This is a genomic window from Tenacibaculum sp. 190130A14a, assembly GCF_964048965.1.
In the GTDB taxonomy this organism is placed as follows: domain Bacteria; phylum Bacteroidota; class Bacteroidia; order Flavobacteriales; family Flavobacteriaceae; genus Polaribacter; species Polaribacter polynesiense.
The window spans coordinates 1,711,706-1,737,213 of the sequence record NZ_OZ040189.1 but is presented as its reverse complement, the minus strand read 5'-3'; the positions used below and the strand labels follow the sequence as shown (position 1 = coordinate 1,737,213).

Sequence of the window (25,508 nt, the reverse complement as noted above, 5' to 3'; positions counted from 1 at the left end):
ATACATTTTAAAAATATCTAGGAGATTTTGTTCGATAGGATTTATCTCTAACTAGTTCAAACATTAATAATACCTCATGTGTACCGTTTGAATATTGTTGGATATCTGATAATGGATATTCATATGCATATCCAATTCGTAATTGTTTAGTTACTTGGAAATCTACCAAAGCACCTAAACCACCTGTATTTTCATTAATTCTATAAGCTGCTCCCAACCAAAACTTTTCATTAAATAAAAAGTTTGCTGTAATGTCATATGACATTGGGGCTCCATTTGTTGCTTTAATTAATGCTGCTGGTTTAAATTTAACACTGTTATTCAAATCAAAAACATATCCTCCGGTTAAATAATATACTGCTCTATCCACAACTCCATACTCTATACCATTTACCTCTATTTCATTATGATCTATATTCAACATTCTTGGTGATGATAATCCTACATACCATCTTTTATTATGTAGAAATAATCCTGCTCCCATATTAGGTTCCCATCTATTCTGAATCCCTGCAATACCAGGATCTGAGGCCTCCGCATTTCGCAACGCATTATCAATTGAATATTGAGAGAATCCAGCTTTTAATCCAAATGCTAGTTTAGTTTCTTCACTTAAGTTGACCGTGTAGGAAAAATCGCCATACAAAAAAGTGAAATTTTCATATCCTAATTTATCATTTATAAAAGACAAACCTAATCCAATCCTTTCATTTCTTAATGGTGTATGAATTGATAATGTTTGTGTTTCTGGTGCTCTATCTAAACCTGCCCATTGACTTCTATGTAATCCCACAATACTCAACACTTCTCTACTCCCAGCGTACGCTGGGTTTATAGAAATAGTATTATACATATACTGTGTAAACTGAGGTAATTGTTGTCCTACTACTTCACTCGTAATTAATAAGAATAGTAGTGCTACTACTCTATAAAGTTTGTAATATTGCTTCATAGCTTATACTTATTTGGTTCCTAAATAAATTGCTCCTGTAAATGGTTTTAAACCACTGTTTTCTAGCTCTACAATGTAGTAGTAAGTTCCCGCTGGTAGTCTTGTTGCTCCTCCAAATGAGGCGCCATCTGTTATTCCATTCCAATTATTTGTATAGTTGTTAGATTGGTATACTTTTGATCCCCATCTATTAAATATTTGTACTTTTACTATAAATCCACAACTTTCAACTCCTGTTACCTCAAAATTTTCATTCCATTGATCCCCGTTAGGAGTTACTGCCTTAGAAATCATAACATCTTCTTGTCCACATGGTAACACAACACAATCATCATTAATGTTAATGGTTACTCTTGTTGTATCTAAACATCCTTCATCCGAAACCGTATAACTAAAGACATAATCTCCCAATTCTAAATCTTGCGGATCGAATGTTCCATCTGATTCTAATAAAAGATTTCCTGATACCACTTCCCATGTTCCGTCTGTACTTTGATCATTCAAATAATCATTTAAATCAACAATACCATCATCTATACATTTTGAATCTGACACTTCTGTAATATTTTCATTTACAGACACATTAATCTGCTGCGTAAATTCAGAAGTATTACCACATTCGTCACTTACTGTCCATACCCTTATGATTGTATAATCAGCATCAGTACCATCAAAAGTATTGGTCTCTTCAAAATCGATATCAGTAATATTCTCTGTACAATTATCTTCGAATTCTAATTCTGGAATTTCTGGAATCGCATCACATTCAACTGTAATTTCTTCGTCTAAAGATGTTATCAAAATTGGAGCTTCTGTATCTTCTACTGTGATTACTTGTTCATGAATTGTTTCATTACCTGCACAATCACTTACACTCCAGGTTCTTGTAATGGTATATGATGAAGCACAACCTTCGGCTGCTGTTCCCTGTTCTTCGTTATATACTACAATCACTTCTGAATCACAATTATCAGTTGCTGTTAAAACTTCTGCTTCTGGAATTGCATCACAACTAACTGTCGCATTTGCTGGTAACGCTTCTACAAAAGTTGGTGCCGTAGTATCTTCTACATTGATCGTTTGTACATGTTCTGTAGTATTTCCTGCACAATCACTAACACTCCAAGTTCTTGTAATAGTATAAACTGATGGACATGCATCGTCATTACCTGAGAATGATTCGCTATAGTTTACACTTACCTGAGCATCACAATTATCAGTTGCTGTTAAAACTTCTGCTTCTGGAATTGCATCACAACTCACCGTTACATTCGCTGGTAATGTTTCTACAAAGACTGGTGCTGTAGTATCTTCTACATTGATCGTTTGTACATGTTCTGTAGTATTTCCTGCACAATCACTAACACTCCAAGTTCTTGTAATAGTATAAACTGATGGACATGCATCGTCATTACCTGAGAATGATTCGCTATAGTTTACACTTACCTGAGCATCACAATTATCAGTTGCTGTTAAAACTTCTGCTTCTGGAATTGCATCACAACTAACTGTCGCATTTGCTGGTAACGCTTCTACAAAGACTGGTGCTGTAGTATCTTCTACATTGATCGTTTGTACATGTTCTGTAGTATTTCCTGCACAATCGCTAACACTCCAAGTTCTTGTAATGGTATATACTGATGGACATGCATCATCATTGCCTGAGAATGATTCGCTATAATTTACACTTACCTGAGCATCACAATTATCAATTGCCGTTAAAACTTCTGCTTCTGGAATTGCATCACAACTAACTGTCGCATTTGCTGGTAACGCTTCTACAAAGACTGGTGCTGTAGTATCTTCTACATTGATCGTTTGTACATGTTCTGTAGTATTTCCTGCACAATCACTAACACTCCAAGTTCTTGTAATAGTATAAATTGATGGACATGCATCGTCATTACCTGAGAATGATTCGCTATAGTTTACACTTACCTGAGCATCACAATTATCAGTTGCTGTTAAAACTTCTGCTTCTGGAATTGCATCACAACTAACTGTCGCATTTGCTGGTAACGCTTCTACAAAAGTTGGTGCTGTAGTATCTTCTACATTGATCGTTTGTACATGTTCTGTAGTATTTCCTGCACAATCACTAACACTCCAAGTTCTTGTAATAGTATAAATTGATGGACATGCATCGTCATTACCTGAGAATGATTCGCTATAGTTTACACTTACCTGAGCATCACAATTATCAGTTGCTGTTAAAACTTCTGCTTCTGGAATTGCATCACAACTAACTGTCGCATTTGCTGGTAACGCTTCTACAAAAGTTGGTGCTGTAGTATCTTCTACATTAATCGTTTGTACATGTTCTGTAGTATTTCCTGCACAATCACTAACACTCCAAGTTCTTGTAATAGTATAAATTGATGGACATGCATCGTCATTACCTGAGAATGATTCGCTATAGTTTACACTTACCTGAGCATCACAATTATCAGTTGCTGTTAAAACTTCTGCTTCTGGAATTGCATCACAACTAACTGTCGCATTTGCTGGTAACGCTTCTACAAAAGTTGGTGCTGTAGTATCTTCTACATTAATCGTTTGTACATGTTCTGTAGTATTTCCTGCACAATCACTAACACTCCAAGTTCTTGTAATAGTATAAACTGATGGACATGCATCGTCATTACCTGAGAATGATTCGCTATAGTTTACACTTACCTGAGCATCACAATTATCAGTTGCTGTTAAAACTTCAGCTTCTGGAATTGCATCACAACTCACCGTTACATTCGCTGGTAATGTTTCTACAAAGACTGGTGCTGTAGTATCTTCTACATTGATCGTTTGTACATGTTCTGTAGTATTTCCTGCACAATCACTAACACTCCAAGTTCTTGTAATAGTATAAACTGATGGACATGCATCGTCATTACCTGAGAATGATTCGCTATAGTTTACACTTACCTGAGCATCACAATTATCAGTTGCTGTTAAAACTTCTGCTTCTGGAATTGCATCACAACTAACTGTCGCATTTGCTGGTAACGCTTCTACAAAAGTTGGTGCTGTAGTATCTTCTACATTGATCGTTTGTACATGTTCTGTAGTATTTCCTGCACAATCGCTAACACTCCAAGTTCTTGTAATGGTATATACTGATGGACATGCATCATCATTGCCTGAGAATGATTCGCTATAATTTACACTTACCTGAGCATCACAATTATCAATTGCCGTTAAAACTTCTGCTTCTGGAATTGCATCACAACTAACTGTCGCATTTGCTGGTAACGCTTCTACAAAAGTTGGTGCTGTAGTATCTTCTACATTGATCGTTTGTACATGTTCTGTAGTATTTCCTGCACAATCACTAACACTCCAAGTTCTTGTAATAGTATAAATTGATGGACATGCATCGTCATTACCTGAGAATGATTCGCTATAGTTTACACTTACCTGAGCATCACAATTATCAGTTGCTGTTAAAACTTCTGCTTCTGGAATTGCATCACAACTAACTGTCGCATTTGCTGGTAACGCTTCTACAAAAGTTGGTGCTGTAGTATCTTCTACATTGATCGTTTGTACATGTTCTGTAGTATTTCCTGCACAATCACTAACACTCCAAGTTCTTGTAATAGTATAAACTGATGGACATGCATCGTCATTACCTGAGAATGATTCGCTATAGTTTACACTTACCTGAGCATCACAATTATCAGTTGCTGTTAAAACTTCAGCTTCTGGAATTGCATCACAACTAACTGTCGCATTTGCTGGTAACGCTTCTACAAAGACTGGTGCTGTAGTATCTTCTACATTGATCGTTTGTACATGTTCTGTAGTATTTCCTGCACAATCGTTTACAACCCATTTTCTAGTAATTATATATTCCGATGGACATGCATCATCATCTCCACTTGTAGTTTGTGTATATACTACATCTACCTGTGTATCACAATTATCAGTCGCTGTCAATGCTACTGGATCTGGAATTGCATCACAACTAACTGTCGCATTTGCTGGTAACGCTTCTACAAAGACGGGTGCTGTAGTATCTTCTACATTGATCGTTTGTACATGTTCTGTTGTGTTTCCTGAACAATCGTTTACAACCCATTTTCTAGTAATTATATATTCCGATGGACATGCATCATCATCTCCACTTGTAGTTTGTGTATATACTACATCTACCTGTGTATCACAATTATCAGTCGCTGTCAATACTACTGGGTCTGGTATTGCATCACAACTAACTACCATATCTCCTGGTAATACCTCTACAAATTCTGGAGCTTCTAAATCTTGAACTGTAATTGTTTGAATATGATTTGTCGTATTCCCTGAACAGTCACTAACACTCCACTTTCTCGTTATCATATATTCCGATCCACAGGCATCATCATGACCTGTATTCGTTTCCGTATATACTACATCCACTTGGGCATCACAATTATCGGTAGCCGTTAACACTACCGGATTAGGGATGTTATCACAACTAACAGTAACATCCTCTGGCAAAGTTTCTACAAAAGTTGGTGCCGTTGTATCTTCTATGGTCAATGTTTGTACATGTTCAATTGTGTTTCCTGAACAATCATTTACAACCCATTTTCTAGTGATTATATATTCCGATGGACACGCATCATCATCTCCACTTGTAGTTTGTGTATATACTACATCTACCTGTGTATCACAATTATCAGTCGCTGTCAATACTACTGGATCTGGTATCGCATCACAACTAACTACCATATCTCCTGGTAATGCCTCTACAAATTCTGGGGCTTCTAAATCTTGAACTGTAATTGTTTGAATATGATTTGTTGTATTCCCTGAACAGTCACTAACACTCCACTTTCTCGTTATCATATACTCCGATCCACAAGCATCATCATGACCTGTATTCGTTTCCGTATATACTACATCCACTTGGGCATCACAATTATCGGTAGCCGTTAACACTACTGGATTAGGGATGTTATCACAACTAACAGTAACATCCTCTGGCAAAGTTTCTACAAAAGTTGGTGCTGTAGTATCTTCTATGGTCAATGTTTGTATATGTTCAATTGTGTTTCCTGAACAATCGTTTACAACCCATTTTCTAGTGATTATATATTCCGATGGACACGCATCATCATCTCCACTTGTAGTTTGTGTATATACTACATCTACCTGTGTATCACAATTATCAGTCGCTGTCAATACTACTGGATCTGGTATCGCATCACAACTAACTACCATATTTCCTGGTAATGCCTCTACAAAAGTAGGATCATTTGTATCTTGAATGGTGAAATTTGCAGTGGTCTCACTAAAATTACCACATCCATCGGTTGCTCTAAAAGTTACTGTTGCTGATCCGTTAACTGGACTACAACCATTTGAAATCTCAGTATAGTTATTTGTCCAAGTAATTGAAGAACAATCATCACTTGCTGTTGCTCCCCCATTAGAATCTAACCAAATTTGTAATGCAGTTGTATTGCCACTTCCATCACATTCTACCGTTTCATCTGCTGCTTGTACTGTTATTGTAGGAACAACCGTATCTTTTATTGCGTAAGTTGCAGAGGTAGTTATACTGTTTCCACATGCATCCGTTGCTGTGAAAGTTACTAATACAGGAGTAGAACAATCGGATGTTGCTCCATTATAATCATTACTCCAAGTAACATCTCCACAAATATCTGTTGCTTCTGCATTTCCATTATTATCTAACCATGTTTGGATTTCATTATTATTCCCAGATCCGTCACACTCTACTTCTATATTTTGAGCTTGTACTGTTATCACAGGGTTTGTTGTATCTATAATCGTAAACGTTGCATCTTTAGTAATACTATTGCCACACCCATCTGTTAAAGTAAACGTAACTGTTTCTGTTCCTGTTCCTCCACAAGCATCACTTAATCCAGTACTATTATGTGTTACGCTTGCCGTTCCACAACTATCTGTTCCACTAAAACTTGCTAACCAATCACTAAAAGTTTGTGCATTAGTAGCTGGATCACATACTACACTAGTCATATCCGTTGGTTCATTTGTCCAAGTAGGATCAGTGGTATCTATAATATTAATCGTTTGTTGGATATCTGTACTGTTTCCACAATCGTCTGTAATCGTATATGTACGAGTTACTACAAATACTGTTGGACAGGTTCCTGCTACAGAACTATCACTACTGGTTACCGTTAGGTCTGAATCACAAGCATCTGTAATTGCGGTTACTCCTCCTAAAGCTATCAAGCCTGCTACTGTAGTTACCGCAGCTGGAGCATCACTTGCCTCACAACCTTCTTGGTCTATTGAGTTTAAGCTTCCTGTTACTACTGGTGCTGTTTCATCTTTGATATTGATCGTTTGTTGAATATCAGTACTGTTTCCACAATCATCTGTTACTGTATACGTACGTGTTACTACAAATACTGTTGGACAGGTTCCTGCTACAGAGCTATCACTACTTGTTACGGTTAAATCTGAATCACAAGCATCTGTAATTGCGGTTACGCCTCCTAAAGCAACTAAACCTGCTACAGTAGTTACTGCAGCTGGAGCATCACTTGCCTCACAACCTTCTTGATCTATTGAGTTTAAACTACCCGTTACTACTGGTGCTGTAACATCTTGAATGGTGAAAGTTGCAGTGGTCTCACTAAAATTACCACATCCATCAGTTGCTCTAAAAGTTACTGTTGCTGATCCGTTAACTGGACTACAACCATTTGAAAGTTCTGTGTAGTTATTTGTCCAAGTAATCGAAGAACAATCATCACTTGCTGTTGCTCCTCCATTAGAATTTAACCAAGTTTGTAATGCTGTTGTATTACCACTTCCATCACATTCTACCGTTTCATCTGCTGCTTGTACGGTTATTGTAGGAACAACCGTATCTTTTATTGCGTAAGTTGCAGAGGTAGTTATACTGTTTCCACATGCATCCGTTGCTGTGAAAGTTACTAATACAGGAGTAGAACAATCGGATGTTGCTCCATTATAATCATTGCTCCAAGTAACATCTCCACAAGTATCTGTTGCTTCTGCATTTCCATTATTATCTAACCATGTTTGGATTTCATTATTATTCCCAGATCCGTCACACTCTACTTCTATATTTTGAGCTTGTACTGTTATCACAGGGTTTGTTGTATCTATAATCGTAAACGTTGCATCTTTAGTAATACTATTGCCACACCCATCTGTTAAAGTAAACGTAACTGTTTCTGTTCCTGTTCCTCCACAAGCATCACTTAATCCAGTACTATTATGTGTTACGCTTGCCGTTCCACAACTATCTGTTCCACTAAAACTTGCTAACCAATCACTAAAAGTTTGTGCATTAGTAGCTGGATCACATACTACGCTAGTCATATCCGTTGGTTCATTTGTCCAAGTAGGATCTGTGGTATCTACAATATTAATTGTTTGTTGAATATCTGTACTATTTCCACAATCGTCTGTTACTGTATAAGTACGTGTTACTACAAATACTGTTGGACAGGTTCCTGCTACAGAACTATCACTACTAGTTACGGTTAAGTCTGAATCACAGGCATCTGTAATAGCCGTTACACCTCCTAAAGCAACTAAACCTGCTACAGTAGTTACTGCTGCTGGTGCATCACTTGCCTCACACCCTTCTTGGTCTATTGAGTTTAAGCTTCCTGTTACTGATGGAGCTGTTTCATCTTTGATATTGATTGTTTGTTGGATATCTGTACTATTTCCACAATCGTCTGTAATCGTATACGTACGAGTTACTACAAATACTGTTGGACAGGTTCCTGCTACAGAACTATCACTACTAGTTATGGTTAAATCTGAATCACAAGCATCTGTAATAGCCGTTACACCTCCTAAAGCAACTAAACCTGCTACTGTAGTTACTGCTGCTGGTGCATCGCTTGCCTCACAGCCTTCTTGATCTATTGAGTTTAAGTTTCCTGTTACTACTGGTGCTGTTTCATCTTTGATATTGATTGTTTGTTGGATATCTGTACTATTTCCACAGTCATCGGTAATCGTATACGTACGAGTTACTACAAATACGGTTGGACAGGTTCCTGCTACTGAGCTATCACTGCTTGTTACAGTTAAGTCTAAATCACAAGCATCTGTAATTGCGGTTACGCCTCCTAAAGCTACTAAGCCTGCTACTGTAGTTACCGCAGCTGGTGCATCACTTGCCTCACAGCCTTCTTGGTCTATTGAGTTTAAGCTTCCTGTTACTACTGGTGCTGTTTCATCTTTGATATTGATCGTTTGCTGAATATCAGTACTGTTTCCACAATCGTCTGTTACTGTATAGGTACGTGTTACTACAAATACTGTTGGACAAGTTCCTGCTACAGAGCTATCACTACTAGTTACGGTTAAATCTGAATCACAAGCATCTGTAATTGCGGTTACTCCTCCTAAAGCAACTAAACCTGCTACAGTAGTTACTGCCGCTGGTGCATCGCTTGCCTCACAGCCTTCTTGATCTATTGAGTTTAAGCTTCCTGTTACTACTGGTGCTGTTTCATCTTTGATATTAATGGTTTGTTGGATATCGGTACTGTTTCCACAGTCATCAGTAATCGTATATGTACGAGTTACTACAAATACTATTGGACAGGTTCCTGCTACTGAACTATCACTACTGGTTACCGTTAAGTCTGAATCACAAGCATCGGTAATTGCCGTTACTCCTCCTAAAGCTATTAAGCCTGCTACTGTAGTTACTGCTGCTGGTGCATCACTTGCCTCACAGCCTTCTTGATCTATTGAGTTTAAACTACCCGTTACTACTGGTGCTGTAACATCTTGAATGGTGAAAGTTGCAGTGGTCTCACTAAAATTACCACATCCATCGGTTGCTCTAAAAGTTACTGTTGCTGATCCGTTAACTGGACTACAACCATTTGAAAGTTCTGTGTAGTTATTTGTCCAAGTAATCGAAGAACAATCATCACTTGCTGTTGCTCCTCCATTAGAATTTAACCAAGTTTGTAATGCTGTTGTATTACCACTTCCATCACATTCTACCGTTTCATCTGCTGCTTGTACGGTTATTGTAGGAACAACCGTATCTTTTATTGCGTAAGTTGCAGAGGTAGTTATACTGTTTCCACATGCATCCGTTGCTGTGAAAGTTACTAATACAGGAGTAGAACAATCGGATGTTGCTCCATTATAATCATTGCTCCAAGTAACATCTCCACAAGTATCTGTTGCTTCTGCATTTCCATTATTATCTAACCATGTTTGGATTTCATTATTATTCCCAGATCCGTCACACTCTACTTCTATATTTTGAGCTTGTACTGTTATCACAGGGTTTGTTGTATCTATAATCGTAAACGTTGCATCTTTAGTAATACTATTGCCACACCCATCTGTTAAAGTAAACGTAACTGTTTCTGTTCCTGTTCCTCCACAAGCATCACTTAATCCAGTACTATTATGTGTTACGCTTGCCGTTCCACAACTATCTGTTCCACTAAAACTTGCTAACCAATCACTAAAAGTTTGTGCATTAGTAGCTGGATCACATGCTACGCTAGTCATATCCGTTGGTTCATTTGTCCAAGTAGGATCAGTCGTATCTATAATATTAATTGTTTGTTGGATATCTGTACTATTTCCACAATCGTCTGTAATCGTATACGTACGTGTTACTACAAATACTGTTGGACAGGTTCCTGCTACAGAACTATCACTACTTGTTACGGTTAAATCTGAATCACAAGCATCTGTAATAGCCGTTACACCTCCTAAAGCTATCAAGCCTGCTACTGTAGTTACTGCTGCTGGTGCATCGCTTGCCTCACAGCCTTCTTGATCTATTGAGTTTAAGCTTCCTGTTACTACTGGAGCCGTTTCATCTTTGATATTAATTGTTTGTTGGATATCTGTACTATTTCCGCAATCGTCTGTAATCGTATACGTACGTGTTACTACAAATACTGTTGGACAGGTTCCTGCTACAGAACTATCACTACTAGTTATGGTTAAATCTGAATCACAAGCATCTGTAATTGCGGTTACGCCTCCTAAAGCTATCAAGCCTGCTACTGTAGTTACTGCAGCTGGTGCATCACTTGCCTCACAGCCTTCTTGATCTATTGAGTTTAAGCTTCCTGTTACTACTGGTGCTGTTTCATCTTTGATATTAATTGTTTGTTGGATATCTGTACTGTTTCCACAGTCGTCTGTAATCGTATACGTACGAGTTACTACAAATACTGTTGGACAAATTCCTGCTACTGAACTATCACTGCTTGTTACAGTTAAATCTGAATCACATGCATCTGTAATTGCGGTTACGCCTCCTAAAGCTATCAAGCCTGCTACTGTAGTTACCGCAGCTGGTGCATCACTTGCCTCACAACCTTCTTGATCTATTGAGTTTAAGCTTCCTGTTACTGATGGAGCCGTTTCATCTTTGATATTAATTGTTTGTTGGATATCTGTACTATTTCCACAATCGTCTGTAATCGTATACGTACGTGTTACTACAAATACTGTTGGACAGGTTCCTGCTACTGAGCTATCACTACTAGTTACGGTTAAGTCTGAATCACATGCATCTGTAATTGCTGTTACGCCTCCTAAAGCTATCAAGCCTGCTACTGTAGTTACCGCAGCTGGTGCATCACTTGCCTCACAGCCTTCTTGGTCTATTGAGTTTAAGCTTCCTGTTACTACTGGAGCCGTTTCATCTTTGATATTAATGGTTTGTTGGATATCTGTACTATTTCCACAGTCATCGGTAATCGTATACGTACGAGTTACTACAAATACGGTTGGACAGGTTCCTGCTACTGAGCTATCACTGCTTGTTACAGTTAAATCTGAATCACAAGCATCTGTAATTGCGGTTACGCCTCCTAAAGCTATCAAGCCTGCTACTGTAGTTACCGCAGCTGGTGCATCACTTGCCTCACAACCTTCTTGATCTATTGAGTTTAAGCTTCCTGTTACTGATGGAGCCGTTTCATCTTTGATATTAATTGTTTGTTGGATATCTGTACTATTTCCACAATCGTCTGTTACTGTATAGGTACGTGTTACTACAAATACTGTTGGACAGGTTCCTGCTACTGAACTATCACTACTAGTTACGGTTAAATCTGAATCACAAGCATCTGTAATTGCGGTTACGCCTCCTAAAGCTATCAAGCCTGCTACTGTAGTTACTGCTGCTGGTGCATCACTTGCCTCACACCCTTCTTGGTCTATTGAGTTTAAGCTTCCTGTTACTACTGGTGCTGTTTCATCTTTAATATTAATGGTTTGTTGAATATCAGTACTGTTTCCACAATCGTCTGTAATCGTATACGTACGAGTTACCACAAATACTGTTGGACAAGTTCCTGCTACTGAACTATCACTACTAGTTACGGTTAAGTCTGAATCACATGCATCTGTAATTGCTGTTACGCCTCCTAAAGCTATCAAGCCTGCTACTGTAGTTACCGCAGCTGGTGCATCACTTGCATCACAACCTTCTTGGTCTATTGAGTTTAAGCTTCCTGTTACTACTGGTGCTGTTTCATCTTTGATATTAATTGTTTGTTGGATATCTGTACTGTTTCCACAATCGTCTGTAATCGTATACGTACGTGTTACTACAAATACGGTTGGACAGGTTCCTGCTACAGAACTATCACTACTAGTTACGGTTAAATCTGAATCACAAGCATCTGTAATAGCCGTTACACCTCCTAAAGCTACTAAGCCTGCTACTGTAGTTACCGCAGCTGGTGCATCACTTGCCTCACAGCCTTCTTGGTCTATTGAGTTTAAGCTTCCTGTTACTACTGGAGCCGTTTCATCTTTGATATTAATTGTTTGTTGGATATCTGTACTGTTTCCACAATCGTCTGTAATCGTATACGTACGTGTTACTACAAATACTGTTGGACAGGTTCCTGCTACAGAACTATCACTGCTTGTTACGGTTAAGTCTGAATCACAGGCATCTGTAATAGCCGTTACACCTCCTAAAGCTACTAAGCCTGCTACCGTAGTTACCGCAGCTGGTGCATCACTTGCCTCACACCCTTCTTGGTCTATTGCGTTTAAGCTTCCTGTTACTACTGGAGCTGTTTCATCTTTGATATTGATTGTTTGTTGGATATCTGTACTATTTCCACAATCGTCTGTAATCGTATACGTACGTGTTACTACAAATACTGTTGGACAGGTTCCTGCTATAGAACTATCACTACTAGTTACGGTTAAGTCTGAATCACAAGCATCTGTAATAGCCGTTACACCTCCTAAAGCAACTAAACCTGCTACTGTAGTTACCGCAGCTGGTGCATCACTTGCCTCACAACCTTCTTGGTCTATTGAGTTTAAGCTTCCTGTTACTACTGGTGCTGTTTCATCTTTAATATTAATGGTTTGTTGGATATCAGTACTATTTCCACAATCGTCTGTTACTGTATAGGTACGTGTTACTACAAATACTGTTGGACAAGTTCCTGCTACAGAGCTATCACTACTAGTTACGGTTAAGTCTGAATCACATGCATCTGTAATTGCGGTTACGCCTCCTAAAGCTATCAAGCCTGCTACTGTAGTTACTGCTGCTGGTGCATCACTTGCCTCACAACCTTCTTGGTCTATTGAGTTTAAGCTTCCTGTTACTACTGGTGCTGTTTCATCTTTTATATTGATCGTTTGTTGAATATCAGTACTGTTTCCACAATCGTCTGTTACTGTATAGGTACGTGTTACTACAAATACTGTTGGACAGGTTCCTGTTACTGAACTATCACTACTAGTTACGGTTAAATCTGAATCACATGCATCTGTAATTGCGGTTACGCCTCCTAAAGCTATCAAGCCTGCTACTGTAGTTACCGCAGCTGGTGCATCACTTGCCTCACAACCTTCTTGGTCTATTGAGTTTAAGCTTCCTGTTACTACTGGTGCTGTTTCATCTTTAATATTAATGGTTTGTTGGATATCAGTACTATTTCCACAATCGTCTGTTACTGTATAGGTACGTGTTACTACAAATACTGTTGGACAGGTTCCTGCTACTGAACTATCACTACTAGTTACGGTTAAGTCTGAATCACATGCATCTGTAATTGCTGTTACGCCTCCTAAAGCTATCAAGCCTGCTACTGTAGTTACCGCAGCTGGTGCATCACTTGCCTCACAACCTTCTTGGTCTATTGAGTTTAAGTTTCCTGTTACTACTGGTGCTGTAACATCTTGAATGGTAATTACCTGCGTAAATACGCCACTTTCTCTTCCACAACCATCTGTGAATGTCCAAGTATTGGTATATGTTCCATTTGTCGGACAATCTATAGAAGGAACAAAAGCCCCAGTGGTTTTGGTTATGGTTAAATTACAACTAGCTACAGGTGCTAATAATTGTGCGGCTTGTAAACCTATAGTATCATCACAAGAAACCGTTCTATTTAATGTGCCTGCTGCAGTGGTCCAACTCGCTTCATCTGGTTGATTAATATTAATCGTATTGGGTTGATCGTCTCCAATACCACAAGCATCTGTTCCGTTGGAACTTAAAGTAGTTTGAATATTACTATTTTCCTCTCCTATGTACGTAGCTGTTAATTGCAATTGAAATTTATCCGAACAACTTCCTTCTAAAAAATAACATTGGTTTTTTACTGTAACCTTAAATCCTAAGGTATAAGATGGATCTCCAACGTCGGTTATTCCATCCACTACATTAAAAGTTAGTACCCTAGTTCCACTATTATATGTGTAAGTTACTCCTGTAGGTAAACCTGTGATAGGTTCTATTAAATCTACCTCTTGAGGAATTGTAGTTTCTATTTTTAAGTTTTTAACATCGTCATTTCCATTATTCTCTACAGCCACTGAAAAATCTACCATATCACCTACATTAGCAGATGATCCTGTAGGTGGTGCACTAGTAAGTATTAAAGGGGCTAAATCTGGCTTCCATACATCTACAGATAGCCCTATTAAAAATAACCCATAAGTTTCTTGATCTGATGTTAATCTAATGGTTGCTGAAGTTTGATTATTTCCAATGATACTATTACTTGGATTACTTAAAGGAAATACATCTGCATCAAACCCTAAAGTATTTGTACTTGCTGGATTTCTATTGGTAAAACCACTTCCATTCTTTCCAATAAAGCTATTAAAAAAGTTATTTGCACTTCTTAAACTATATGATAAGTCTACCCAATTATTACTTACATTTCTTATTTGTAATCTATCTCCAGATAGATCTCTATCTCCTTCTAAAGCTCCAATTACAACATCTGCATTCACAGTTCCAGACGGTACTGTTTGAAAACCACTAAAGCCTATTTCAAAATTATTTACACTACTTGTTACATGTGCATAACCATCAAATAAAGATATGTTCTTAGCTGGTAGAACAGGGCTTTCATATACAAATACTATTTGCCATCCACCGGAAGTTCCAGTATTTCCACCTCCATGTGATGTTAAAGAACCTTGCTTTGCTCTTACATTAGCTATTTGATAAGTCCCGTATGGACTTGTCAATGCTTTTACATCATTGGTTATATCTTTAAAGCAGATATATGGATCATTGACAAAATGATTCGTTTCATCTCTTCCTCTATATATTACTTCATCTGCAGTAATAGTAGTATACCCACTGCTTCCTGGAAGTTGTAGTTTTACTTTATTATAATCCCAATCTGGTTCATCATCTGGATCATCTTCTTCTCTATCTGCTGCTGCCCAATATAAATACGCTTTTTTAATACTTAAACAGCTTTGCGATGGGTCTGGATTTACAAAATTGGCATTACTAGAGTTAAAAGTAGATGTGTCGCTATCAATATCTACAAAAACATTGTCACTAAAATCATGATTTCCGTCGCTACCATTATAATTATTACTTTGGTGTCTTGACAATACGTTATTCGCTATAAGTGTTACATTTCCATTTACAGCCTCTGAAAATCTGGGCTGAAAACTTTTCTTTATTTGAGCAGTTATAATTCCACTATTGAATGCAAAGACCAACCCAATAAAGAGTGAAATATTTTTTATAAAATTTTTCATAAATAATAATTTTAATTAAGCACAATTAGTCACTCATTTAATTATCGTTATTGGGGTCTGGTATAAATGATTTTATAGTTACTGAGTTTGATTGGGAGTTATTATTATTCGTCAGTAACCTAGAATTTGCAGTATTCACCATTATTCTTGTACAATTCCAAGAATTTAAGGTGGAAATATTCGATTTAATCAATTTAACATAAAACTGTTTGGTTTGTTTAGCTAGAAGATTAATTCGGTTATCAATTAATTTTAAGTCTGTATCGTATAGCTTATATGAAATATCGTTGCTTCTATTTTTAGTTTTACAATATGAATTGTTTACGCTTATTTCATATGATGTAGTATTTGCCGTTTTATTCTCTACTTCGATTTTGTATAAATGTTCTTTTACATAATTAGGCGCACTACTCTTCTCTATTACAGTAACTTTGACTGAGCTTTGAGAAAAGCCAGTGAATACATTCAAATACAAAAAGAAAATAATAACTAGAGTAATTGTTTTTTCCATACCTCTCTGTTTAAATTTTTAACATATAGCAGTATTCCTACTACCAATTCGTATAAGTTATTCGTGTAACTTGTACATTGGGTTTTTAATGTTTAATAGGGTTTAAACTTTTACAGGGAATGAAAATCCTAATTTCATCATAATGAAATTTCAACTTTCTATTCGGGAGGACTAAATATTTATTGAGGGCAATTGTTTATAGGTAATGAAAATCCTAGCCTCATAACGATAGAAGCTTTAACTTTCAGTAAATGGCAGGGAACCATTTTTCAACAATTTAAATAGGGAATAATTCTATAACACTGCGTGGGAGTTATATACTAATAAGTGTTATTTTGAATTATAGGGTTTACGTTTTTTACCTTTCGGCTATATCAAAAGTAAAACTTATTTTTAATTATAAAAAACTAAATGTCTAAAAAGGGGAATTTCCCCTAAGCTTAAAAAGGATCACTTCACTTATTAGTTTTTAATGATTTTACATATTAAATAGGTAATTTTGCAATATGATACAAAACGATACTATTGTTGCTTTAGCTACTCCTGCTGGAATTGGAGCTATTGCTGTTATTAGACTTTCTGGTGAAAAATCAATTGAAATTGTAAACTCCTTTTTTAAATCTATAAAAAAAGACAAGTCCTTACTGCTTCAAAAATCACATACTCTTCATTTGGGGCATATTGTACATAATGGTATCACTTTAGATCAGGTTTTAGTATCAATTTTTAAAAATCCGCATTCTTATACTGGTGAAAATGTTGTAGAAATTTCATGCCATGGTTCTAGCTTTATACAGCAAGAAATAATTCAATTGTTTTTAAAAAATGGTTGCCGTATGGCAGACAATGGAGAGTTTACGATGCGTGCTTTTTTAAATGGTAAAATGGATTTAAGTCAAGCCGAAGCTGTTGCTGATGTTATTGCCTCTAATTCAGCAGCCTCTCACCAAGTAGCTATTCAACAAATGCGTGGAGGTATTACCAATGAATTAAAAGAGTTAAGAGCTCAATTGTTAGATTTCGCTGCCTTAATTGAATTAGAATTGGATTTTTCAGGTGAAGATGTTGAATTTGCGGATAGAACAAAATTCAAACAGTTAGTTGCCACGATTTCTTCTGTATTAAAACGTTTGATTGATTCCTTTGCTTTTGGAAATGCCATGAAAAATGGAATTCCTGTAGCCATTATTGGTGAACCTAACGTAGGGAAGTCTACCTTATTGAATACACTTTTAAACGAAGAAAAAGCGATTGTTTCTGACATTGCAGGAACTACGAGAGATGCGATAGAAGATGAAATGATTATTGATGGAGTTGCCTTTCGTTTTATTGATACAGCTGGTATTAGAGAAACAGAAGATATAGTTGAAAACATTGGTATAAAAAGGGCTTATGAAAAAGCTGAAAATGCTCAATTGGTCATTTTTTTAATAGATTCTAATAAGTACATTCATTCAAGTGAGCTGTTCTTAGAAGAAATTGCCTCTATCAAAGAACGCTTTCCTAACAAACGTTTGTTAGTTATTGCGAATAAAATAGATACGTTATCTTGTCATGATTCAGCTGTCTTACAATCTGAAATAGATAATGTAATTTTACTTTCTGCTAAACAAAAAATTGGAGTTGATGAACTAAAAGCTGAACTAACTTCATTAGTAAATACGGGTGCATTAAGTAATAATGAAACTATTGTTACCAATTCGCGTCACTTTGAAGCATTGACTTTAGCTCTAGAAAGTATTGAGTCTGTTAAAAACGGTATTGAACTTAATATCTCTTCTGATTTATTTGCTATAGATATTCGAGAATGTTTACGTCATTTAGGAAATATTACTGGTGAATATGATGTAGACAAAGATATTTTAGGACACATTTTTGGGAATTTCTGTATCGGGAAATAGGTCCTTTTTCCTAAATTTCGTAATTCTACAATTTATTTAATGTTCAACTAATCAATAAAGTTTAGAAAAACAATTACACTAATTTGTAATAACTAATATTTCATCTAACATCTTTAATTAGTTAGGTTTATATGTCAATGTTTTTTTAAGAATTGATAAGGGAATATCTCCATTTTTAAGGATTTCTTTATGAAACTTTTTGAAGTTAAAATTTTTATCTCTTTTGGCTTTTTCAAGAAATTCTAAAAATAAACTGGCTCCATATTTATATGTAATTACTTGAGCTGGCCAACGTTTCATTCTGTTAATTTCTCGCTTTCCAATATCATCTTGATCCTTGATATGTTGTTTCCAAAATTCTAAAGCTTTCTGATCGGACCATCCATAATAATTAATACCTACATCTAAAGACACTCTAACTGAACGAATTAAATCCCACTCCCATTTACCATATTCATCATATATAGTTTCGTATACTCCCAACTCATTACCCAAATATTCTACATATGCCCCCCAACCTTCAGCAAAACCCGGATACCAAAACAGATTTTGAATTTCTGTTCTTTTAACAATATTATTAACCATAAACTGATAATGATGACCTGGAATTGCTTCATGAATATATAACCAACCTAACTTTCTTTTATTAAATGATTTATCAAAAAAATTGAAATAAAATGTATTATTGTTATAGTATGCCGGAACTTGCGATAGCGAAGCATTAGTGCCTCTTTCAATTCTTACGTCTGAAATGTCATTTATATAAGGAAACATCCTATTAGCCTTCATAGCAACCTTCTTTTTAATAGTAACAAAAGCTGCTTTTACATCATCTGGATTTTTAAAAAAGAACTCATTATTACTTAAGTATTTCTTGAAATCTGATTTTGATAAACCCGATGCTTGTTGTAGCCTTTTCATATGTAATTTGACGTTTTCTATTTCAGTCAAACCAAACTTATATAACTCTTCTGGAGACACTTCTTTATCTACCCAACGTTTTAGTAAATATGCATACCATTGCTTTCCATCTTGTACTGTGAAAATACTTCTCGAATCATCTAATTTTGAACTATAACTCCATTGTTTTTCAAGTTCAATTCTTTCTAAGTTTAATTCAGTTTCATAGCTAAGTATATTATAGTCGACTTTTTGATTATCGGCTAGTTTAGACTCCTCTATTCTTTTTAATTCCTCTTTTAATTGAGTAAAAAATAGTTTTTGAATTGCAATGTTATCTTTACTCTTTATACTATTTAATGTATTCACATAGTTAATTTGCAAGTTTGGAATTCTTAATAAGGGATATTGTTTTAGAAAATCGGTTTTAACCTTATTAAATTGTTGACTTTGTGAAAAACCACTTCCTGCATGAGCGTTATCAAGCTTTGAGTTTTTAAATTCAGCCTTACAGACTAAAACAGAGTTAATTTGAGCAAGAACATTTGTAAATGTTATGAATGTACAAACAAAAAATATTTTCTTTAGAGATTCCATAATATTCATATACACAATTATTCAACTTTTAGATTTAAGTTATTCCATCTTACAGTTTCAATTTTTATCCTTCCTGAAGGATTTTTACTGTATTTAAGAAAAACTTTTTCAATATCTGTAGAAAGTACACCTTCTGAATGATAATACAATTCAGTACAGATTTCAAAAAAACTTCTTATTCGTCTAGACATTTTTAAATACAATTTTCCTTCCGTGTCTATAATACGTAGTTTTCTGTCTTCAATTTTATATTTACCTTCAAGTTGCTTTCTTAATTCTTTTGGAACAGACTTCTTTTTAGCTCCTGTTGAATAAGTTTCTATTACCTTAATCCAAGGGTCAATGTTTGCTTTTTTATCAGTAAAAGAATAATTAACTTTTAAATGTGGTAGTAATGTTTTACTAGAATCTTGTTTCCAGCTAGTCGCCCACAATGTATGAGTAATCGAAACTTTTAAACCAGAGTTTGGTAAAGTAATGTATTTGATGTCTCCAACAGTATTTACACCCTCAGCTGTTGGCTCTCCAACAAGAATTGCTTTGGTATTAAGGCTTAAAATTGATGCCAATTCTAATAAAGTTCCTCTTGTTGCTCTACTTGTTAACACAAATAAATGCCCTTCTTTATTAATGGTTTTAGAATCTCTTAATACATCCGTAAATCGTTTTAATTTAAAGCCATTTCCGCCACCTCCATATCTAACATCAATAATAATTTTATCTGTTTTATTGGAAGTTATACTTTCTTCAATTTTATCAACAAAATTAGAAAACGAAGATCCTTCATTATTATTTACAACTGCTTGTAACTGTACAAATAAGGTTTTGGTATTTGGAATAAAATCTAACCAATAATTCTTTCCTTCATGATTTTTATTTGTGTAACTAAAAAACTCATCGTTTGGTAATTTTCTATTTAATTTTGCATATTCATTAATTGATTCACTTTTTATAAGTATAGTTTTTCCTGTTCCAAACTCTAGTTTTACTTCATTATCATTAATTCCTAAACCTACTGCCTTTAGCATAGAAGGCATAAATCCATACACTTGAAAGAGATATTTTTTATAATGTAGATTATCTGCATTTAGGAAATTTTTTAACTTTTCAAACACTTTTTCAATAGGAGTATTATTGATTTTAATTACTTGTTTACCTATAATTTCTTTATAATTATTCGAAGTATCTAAAACATACAAACCATTTGAAAACCAATAAGTTTTAATTGGTAAAACTTGTAATTTAAGCCCTTTTTGAAATAATGGTACATTACAACCTTCATCATTTAGAGTATTCATTAATTTTTGAATACCAAACGTTGCTTCATAACCATTAAAATCTACATCCAATAGATTGTTATAGACCGAGTTAAAGTTTTTTTTAACTGCTTCATATTGATACATAGGTGCAGTTTTCTCAATTCTTTGTTTTAAATATTTAATATCTTCTTTCCATAACTCTTTTTCAATTTGTAGGTTTATCTCTTGTGAGTTTCCAGAGCAAGAAAACATTAAGTAACAGATAAATAGTAATAATTTTTTCATAAATCTATTTTTCGAGTTTAGATTTCATCCAGTTTACAGTTTCTTTTCCTAAATCTGTACTGTAATTATTTATGGCGTGATTTAAATAGTTACCACTACCAAGAGTTTCAACATTATGCTGCATTGAATTAAAGTTTACGAAGCCATGATCTGCTCTATTAATCAAAATATAATCCCCTTTACCTCCATTCTTATTTACTATTTCTGCTATCTTTTGGGCTCCTTTTGGACTTATAGCTTGAATATCAAATTCACCATGCATTGCTAAAACCTGAGTCTTTACTTTTGACCATGCCCCAGGAATATCTATATCAGAGAGGTTTTGCCAAAAATCGAAATGACGACCTATATATTGGTTTTGTTTAAAATTGATTGCATTTGCACTGAAAAAATCTGCATAAGATTTGTTAGCCAATATTTCTTCACCTGATAGTTTATTGATTAAAAAATCCTTGTTAAATTTTAAGTTAATTTTGTTGTCTTCCTTGATCTGTTCTTCAGATACACCAAAATGCTTAGGTTGAATAGTATACAAATCTACCATGTAATCATACCAATTTTGAGCAATACTTCCATAGGTTAAAATACCACGTGGTGCTTTAAGTTCGTTTAAAAGTGGTGCGATAACACCTCCCATAGAATGCCCAAACATAAAAATGTTATCAGTATCAATAGATTTTTGTTTTAGCAAATCTTTATAACCTTCTTGAAACGCCTTTAATTCTTCATTAAAACTTATTTGCAAACAATGTTTTTTACTTTTACTATCTCCAACTCCAGGTTTTTCAATACGGTAAATAGCAAACCCAGCTTCTAACCAATCGTTCATTAATTTTTTCATAGGGTACTGGTCTGAAATTGTCTCTACAGAGCCACACGTGTAACCTTGTAAAAAATATACAACTGGTGGATTTTTTATATTTTTTGGAGCAACCAGAATACTTCTTAGTACATTATCTTTATATATGACTTCACTATATTTGACATTAGCTTTTTTAAAGGCTTCAATTGGTCTACCTAATAAAGAAGTTGTCTTTTTCCTTCTTTTATTTTCTGAATAATAATCAGCTTCGATTTTATCACCTTCATAAAGCGGTCTAGTAATTACTAATACATCTTGAACAGTTGTAACTGATACTCCATTTAACTTAGAAAGTACATCACCTTCCTTGACTCCTAAATTAAAGAAGGTTGAGTTAGGCATTACAGTATTAATTAGTACTCCAGAGGTGATTTTTAAATTTTCTTGTTTAACTATGCTATCGTTTAGTGTTTGCATAGTGATACCTAAAAGACCTTTTCTTCTTAAGGTTTGTGCGTCTAAAATATTTTGTGCCAATAACATTATAATTATTAGACTTATGTGTCTTGTTTTCATCTTTTACTTTGGTTTTATTAAATATTAAAAAATGGTAAAATGAAGAGGAACTCAAACTATTAAATGAAGAAACCATCAACCTTCTATCTTAGTCACTCCTAATTTAATTTTGAACAACTATATTAGTTTACAGGTAATTTATATGTTCCTGTTTCGATCTCTTTTATAATTTCGTTCAATCTGGTTTTAAATTGTTCTGGCGCTGTTTTTAGTACTTTCCTAACATCTTTTAACGCAGCTTTCTTATTGTTCAGAAAATATTGGCATATACCTCTATTCAATTCTAAAAACCATGTATTAGGGTTTGATTCAAGTAAGTTATTGCAGTACTCTAATGCATCCTGATATAAACCATTTTGAAGTAAAAACCTACTAAAACCATTTGCCTCATATACAGTCGCATTCATTTCCTTTACTTCTGCAATGGCAGTTTTAGCTTCTTCAGTTCTATTTAGTTTTCTTAACAATCTTATCTTAGTTGACATATTCGTTAAATTCTTATCAGAAGCAAAACCACCATATCCACCATTAATGGAACGGTTTGCCCATTGCAAAGCTTCTTCTAAGTTGGTATTGTGATTTAAACACCATAAAGCAGCATCATTCCATGCTTGCCAATGGTAAGTATTAATACCTCGTAGTTCACTTCTAAAACTTTCTACAACAGTTGTATTTAAATCAACTTCTACTTTAAATGGAATTCGTTTTTCACCCCATTCTAATCCAATAACCAATGAGTTTTCAGTTCTGTTTAAGAATTCATAGTCTAGCTGTTCTGACTTTGCACAAGGCTCAGGATTTACAGTTACTTTTAAGCTTACATCCTTCTCTTTATCTAAGTAATAACTTCCCCATTGATTGTAATTATGAGCAAATAATAAAGTATATGTGTCATTATCAGGAATAATATGAATCCCATAAACACCTGCTTTTAACGGCTGTCCTTCAACTAGCACATCGGTTGTAAATTCTATAGTTGTCCCCATATTGGCTCCTGCTCTCCAAGCTATAGGATTTCCGTTCTGTGGTATAATATTAGGATTGTTCCAAACATTTCTATTACGTAATGCAGGACTTCCATAATCTAATGTGATCTCGGTTACCCCTAATTTTTGGGTTTCTTGAACCCTTGGACTCCCTTGCGGCATATTTAAGGTATGAAATTGTGCCATTAAATTCTGCGTTAAAAATGCTGCAAACAGGAAAGCTATGAACTTATTCATTCTTTTGTGTTTTTAATTTTATTTATAATTAATTTTAAAATTGAGAAGAACTATTCAATGCGCTCTATGCTAGATAAAATGAAATAGTAAATCTTGTGCAAACCTAATTTTTAAAGCATATTGAGTCGTCCTAATGCCTGTAAAAACAGAAATTAGTACTTACTTTTAAGAGTGATTTAACAAAAATTATCTACATCAGCAGAAAGGAAAGAAATCAGTAGTGAAGTTATCCGTACATAGCAGAAATATAATTCTTTCTGTAATTAGATGGTGTTTGACCAACAGTCTTTTTAAAAACAGCATTAAAAGCAGATTTACTATTAAATCCAGATTCATATAAAATGGTTAGGATTGTCATTTCTTCGTCCCCATTTTTTAAAAGAGATTTTGCCTCTTCTATTCTATAGAAATTAATAAAGTCGTAAAAATTACCTTTATAGAACGTGTTTATTAAAATTGAAACGTTTCGGGCAGATTCTCCTAAAGCATCTGATAAATCACTGATCTTTAAATCTGTTTTTTTATATAACTTTTCCTTTACCAACAAATCACAAAGCTTGTTATAGATTTCCTTATTGATTTTAGTATTAACTGTTTCCTTTCGTAGTTTTACCGTTAAATTGTTGTAGAAAAATTCTGGATGGTTTAATAATTGAAATAAGGTAATATTGGACAGTCCCAACAATAGTAATACTCCTATAAATGTAAAAGTATAAGATATTTTTGGTAAGCTTTCCGTTAACGAACCGGTAAGAAACATCAACCAAATCATAATAAAGAAAACCAAAGTTTGCTTTAGCCATTTGGAAATTTTCACAAACCTTAGGTTATTGCTCTGATGCTTGTACACCACCCAAAAAGAAATAAATGTATAGGCAATCACTTGCACAAAATACAGTTTGTCAAAAGAATTTCTAATCCATAAAATGTTTGCTGTTAATTCACTATCCCGTTTCAAAAGAAACAGCAGAACAAGTACTATATTCAATACCAAAAATATTGCAAAAGGTATAAAATGGATGATCTGTTTTTTTATTGAGATACTTCCTTTAATAATGCTTACAGCAAAAAGATATAAAATGGGGGCATAAAAAAACAGAAATGAATTAAGGAATATACCTATTAGAAAAACAGCTTTACTTTCGGGAAAAATTACTCTAGCAATTATTAGATTACTTAGCAAGGTTATTCCTTTTCCTAACAAAAAGAATGAAAACACATATACTGAAATGTCTAACTTTTTTCTAAAATACCATATGATAATTGAAAAAAGTAAAAAATTAAATACCGTTATTCCTTCTAAAAACTCTATGCTTCTCTATTTTTTGTGATAAATATCGGGAATTCAAAACTTAAAATAAAGTTAATTGTTCTTAATGAAATATTCATTAATCTAATATTAAAAACATAAAAGCGAGATTAAATTAAATTAATCTCACTTTTAAATCTATGCTTTCTTTTGATTACTTCTTTACCAAAATCTAAAGCTTCATTGT

9 protein-coding genes are annotated in these 25,508 nt (G+C 34.7%); 1 reads left to right on the top strand and 8 read right to left on the bottom strand.

The window, feature by feature from the left end; genetic code table 11:
• Positions 1-7: 7 nt before the first annotated feature.
• The 3 genes from ABNT22_RS08410 to ABNT22_RS08400 are packed head-to-tail and all read right to left on the bottom strand — an operon-like array spanning position 8 to position 16,469.
• Entirely contained in the window at positions 8-952 is a 945-nt protein-coding gene (locus ABNT22_RS08410) for a type IX secretion system membrane protein PorP/SprF (protein WP_348717610.1), read from the bottom strand.
• A gap of 9 nt (positions 953-961) precedes the next feature.
• Positions 962-15,958 (bottom strand): gliding motility-associated C-terminal domain-containing protein, encoded by a 14,997-nt coding sequence (locus ABNT22_RS08405; RefSeq protein WP_348727290.1) that lies wholly within the window; start codon positions 15,956-15,958, stop codon positions 962-964.
• A gap of 37 nt (positions 15,959-15,995) precedes the next feature.
• Complete coding sequence (locus ABNT22_RS08400) at positions 15,996-16,469, bottom strand: hypothetical protein (protein WP_348714268.1); 474 nt, start codon at positions 16,467-16,469, stop codon at positions 15,996-15,998.
• A gap of 506 nt (positions 16,470-16,975) precedes the next feature.
• Here ABNT22_RS08400 and mnmE point away from each other — a divergent pair.
• Complete coding sequence (gene mnmE / locus ABNT22_RS08395) at positions 16,976-18,370, top strand: tRNA uridine-5-carboxymethylaminomethyl(34) synthesis GTPase MnmE (protein ID WP_348714269.1); 1,395 nt, start codon at positions 16,976-16,978, stop codon at positions 18,368-18,370.
• Positions 18,371-18,487: 117 nt separating this feature from the next.
• Here mnmE and ABNT22_RS08390 read toward each other — a convergent pair whose 3' ends face one another.
• The 5 genes from ABNT22_RS08390 to ABNT22_RS08370 form a co-directional block, all read right to left on the bottom strand.
• A complete protein-coding gene (locus tag ABNT22_RS08390) occupies positions 18,488-19,876 on the bottom strand; it encodes a DUF885 domain-containing protein (RefSeq protein WP_348714270.1) in 1,389 nt (462 codons plus the stop codon).
• 8 nt (positions 19,877-19,884) lie between these two features.
• On the bottom strand, positions 19,885-21,411 hold the full coding sequence (locus ABNT22_RS08385) for a hypothetical protein (RefSeq protein ID WP_348714271.1): 1,527 nt from the start codon (positions 21,409-21,411) through the stop codon (positions 19,885-19,887).
• Positions 21,412-21,415: 4 nt separating this feature from the next.
• Positions 21,416-22,789 (bottom strand): serine aminopeptidase domain-containing protein, encoded by a 1,374-nt coding sequence (locus ABNT22_RS08380; protein WP_348714272.1) that lies wholly within the window; start codon positions 22,787-22,789, stop codon positions 21,416-21,418.
• A 122-nt stretch (positions 22,790-22,911) separates the two neighbouring features.
• Positions 22,912-24,012, bottom strand: a complete 1,101-nt coding sequence (locus tag ABNT22_RS08375) for a DUF2911 domain-containing protein (protein WP_348714273.1) — start codon at positions 24,010-24,012, stop codon at positions 22,912-22,914.
• A gap of 226 nt (positions 24,013-24,238) precedes the next feature.
• Positions 24,239-24,970, bottom strand: a complete 732-nt coding sequence (locus tag ABNT22_RS08370) for an AraC family transcriptional regulator (protein WP_348714274.1) — start codon at positions 24,968-24,970, stop codon at positions 24,239-24,241.
• Between the last annotated feature and the right edge of the window lie 538 nt (positions 24,971-25,508).

Bases quoted from the DNA above. Each gene is read 5' to 3' on its own strand.
- ABNT22_RS08410 (WP_348717610.1), bottom strand. From the start codon at position 952: ATGAAGCAATATTACAAACTTTATAGAGTAGTAGCACTACTATTCTTA.
- ABNT22_RS08405 (WP_348727290.1), bottom strand. From the start codon at position 15,958: ATGAAAAATTTTATAAAAAATATTTCACTCTTTATTGGGTTGGTCTTT.
- ABNT22_RS08400 (WP_348714268.1), bottom strand. From the start codon at position 16,469: ATGGAAAAAACAATTACTCTAGTTATTATTTTCTTTTTGTATTTGAAT.
- mnmE (WP_348714269.1), top strand. From the start codon at position 16,976: ATGATACAAAACGATACTATTGTTGCTTTAGCTACTCCTGCTGGAATT.
- ABNT22_RS08390 (WP_348714270.1), bottom strand. From the start codon at position 19,876: ATGAATATTATGGAATCTCTAAAGAAAATATTTTTTGTTTGTACATTC.
- ABNT22_RS08385 (WP_348714271.1), bottom strand. From the start codon at position 21,411: ATGAAAAAATTATTACTATTTATCTGTTACTTAATGTTTTCTTGCTCT.
- ABNT22_RS08380 (WP_348714272.1), bottom strand. From the start codon at position 22,789: ATGAAAACAAGACACATAAGTCTAATAATTATAATGTTATTGGCACAA.
- ABNT22_RS08375 (WP_348714273.1), bottom strand. From the start codon at position 24,012: ATGAATAAGTTCATAGCTTTCCTGTTTGCAGCATTTTTAACGCAGAAT.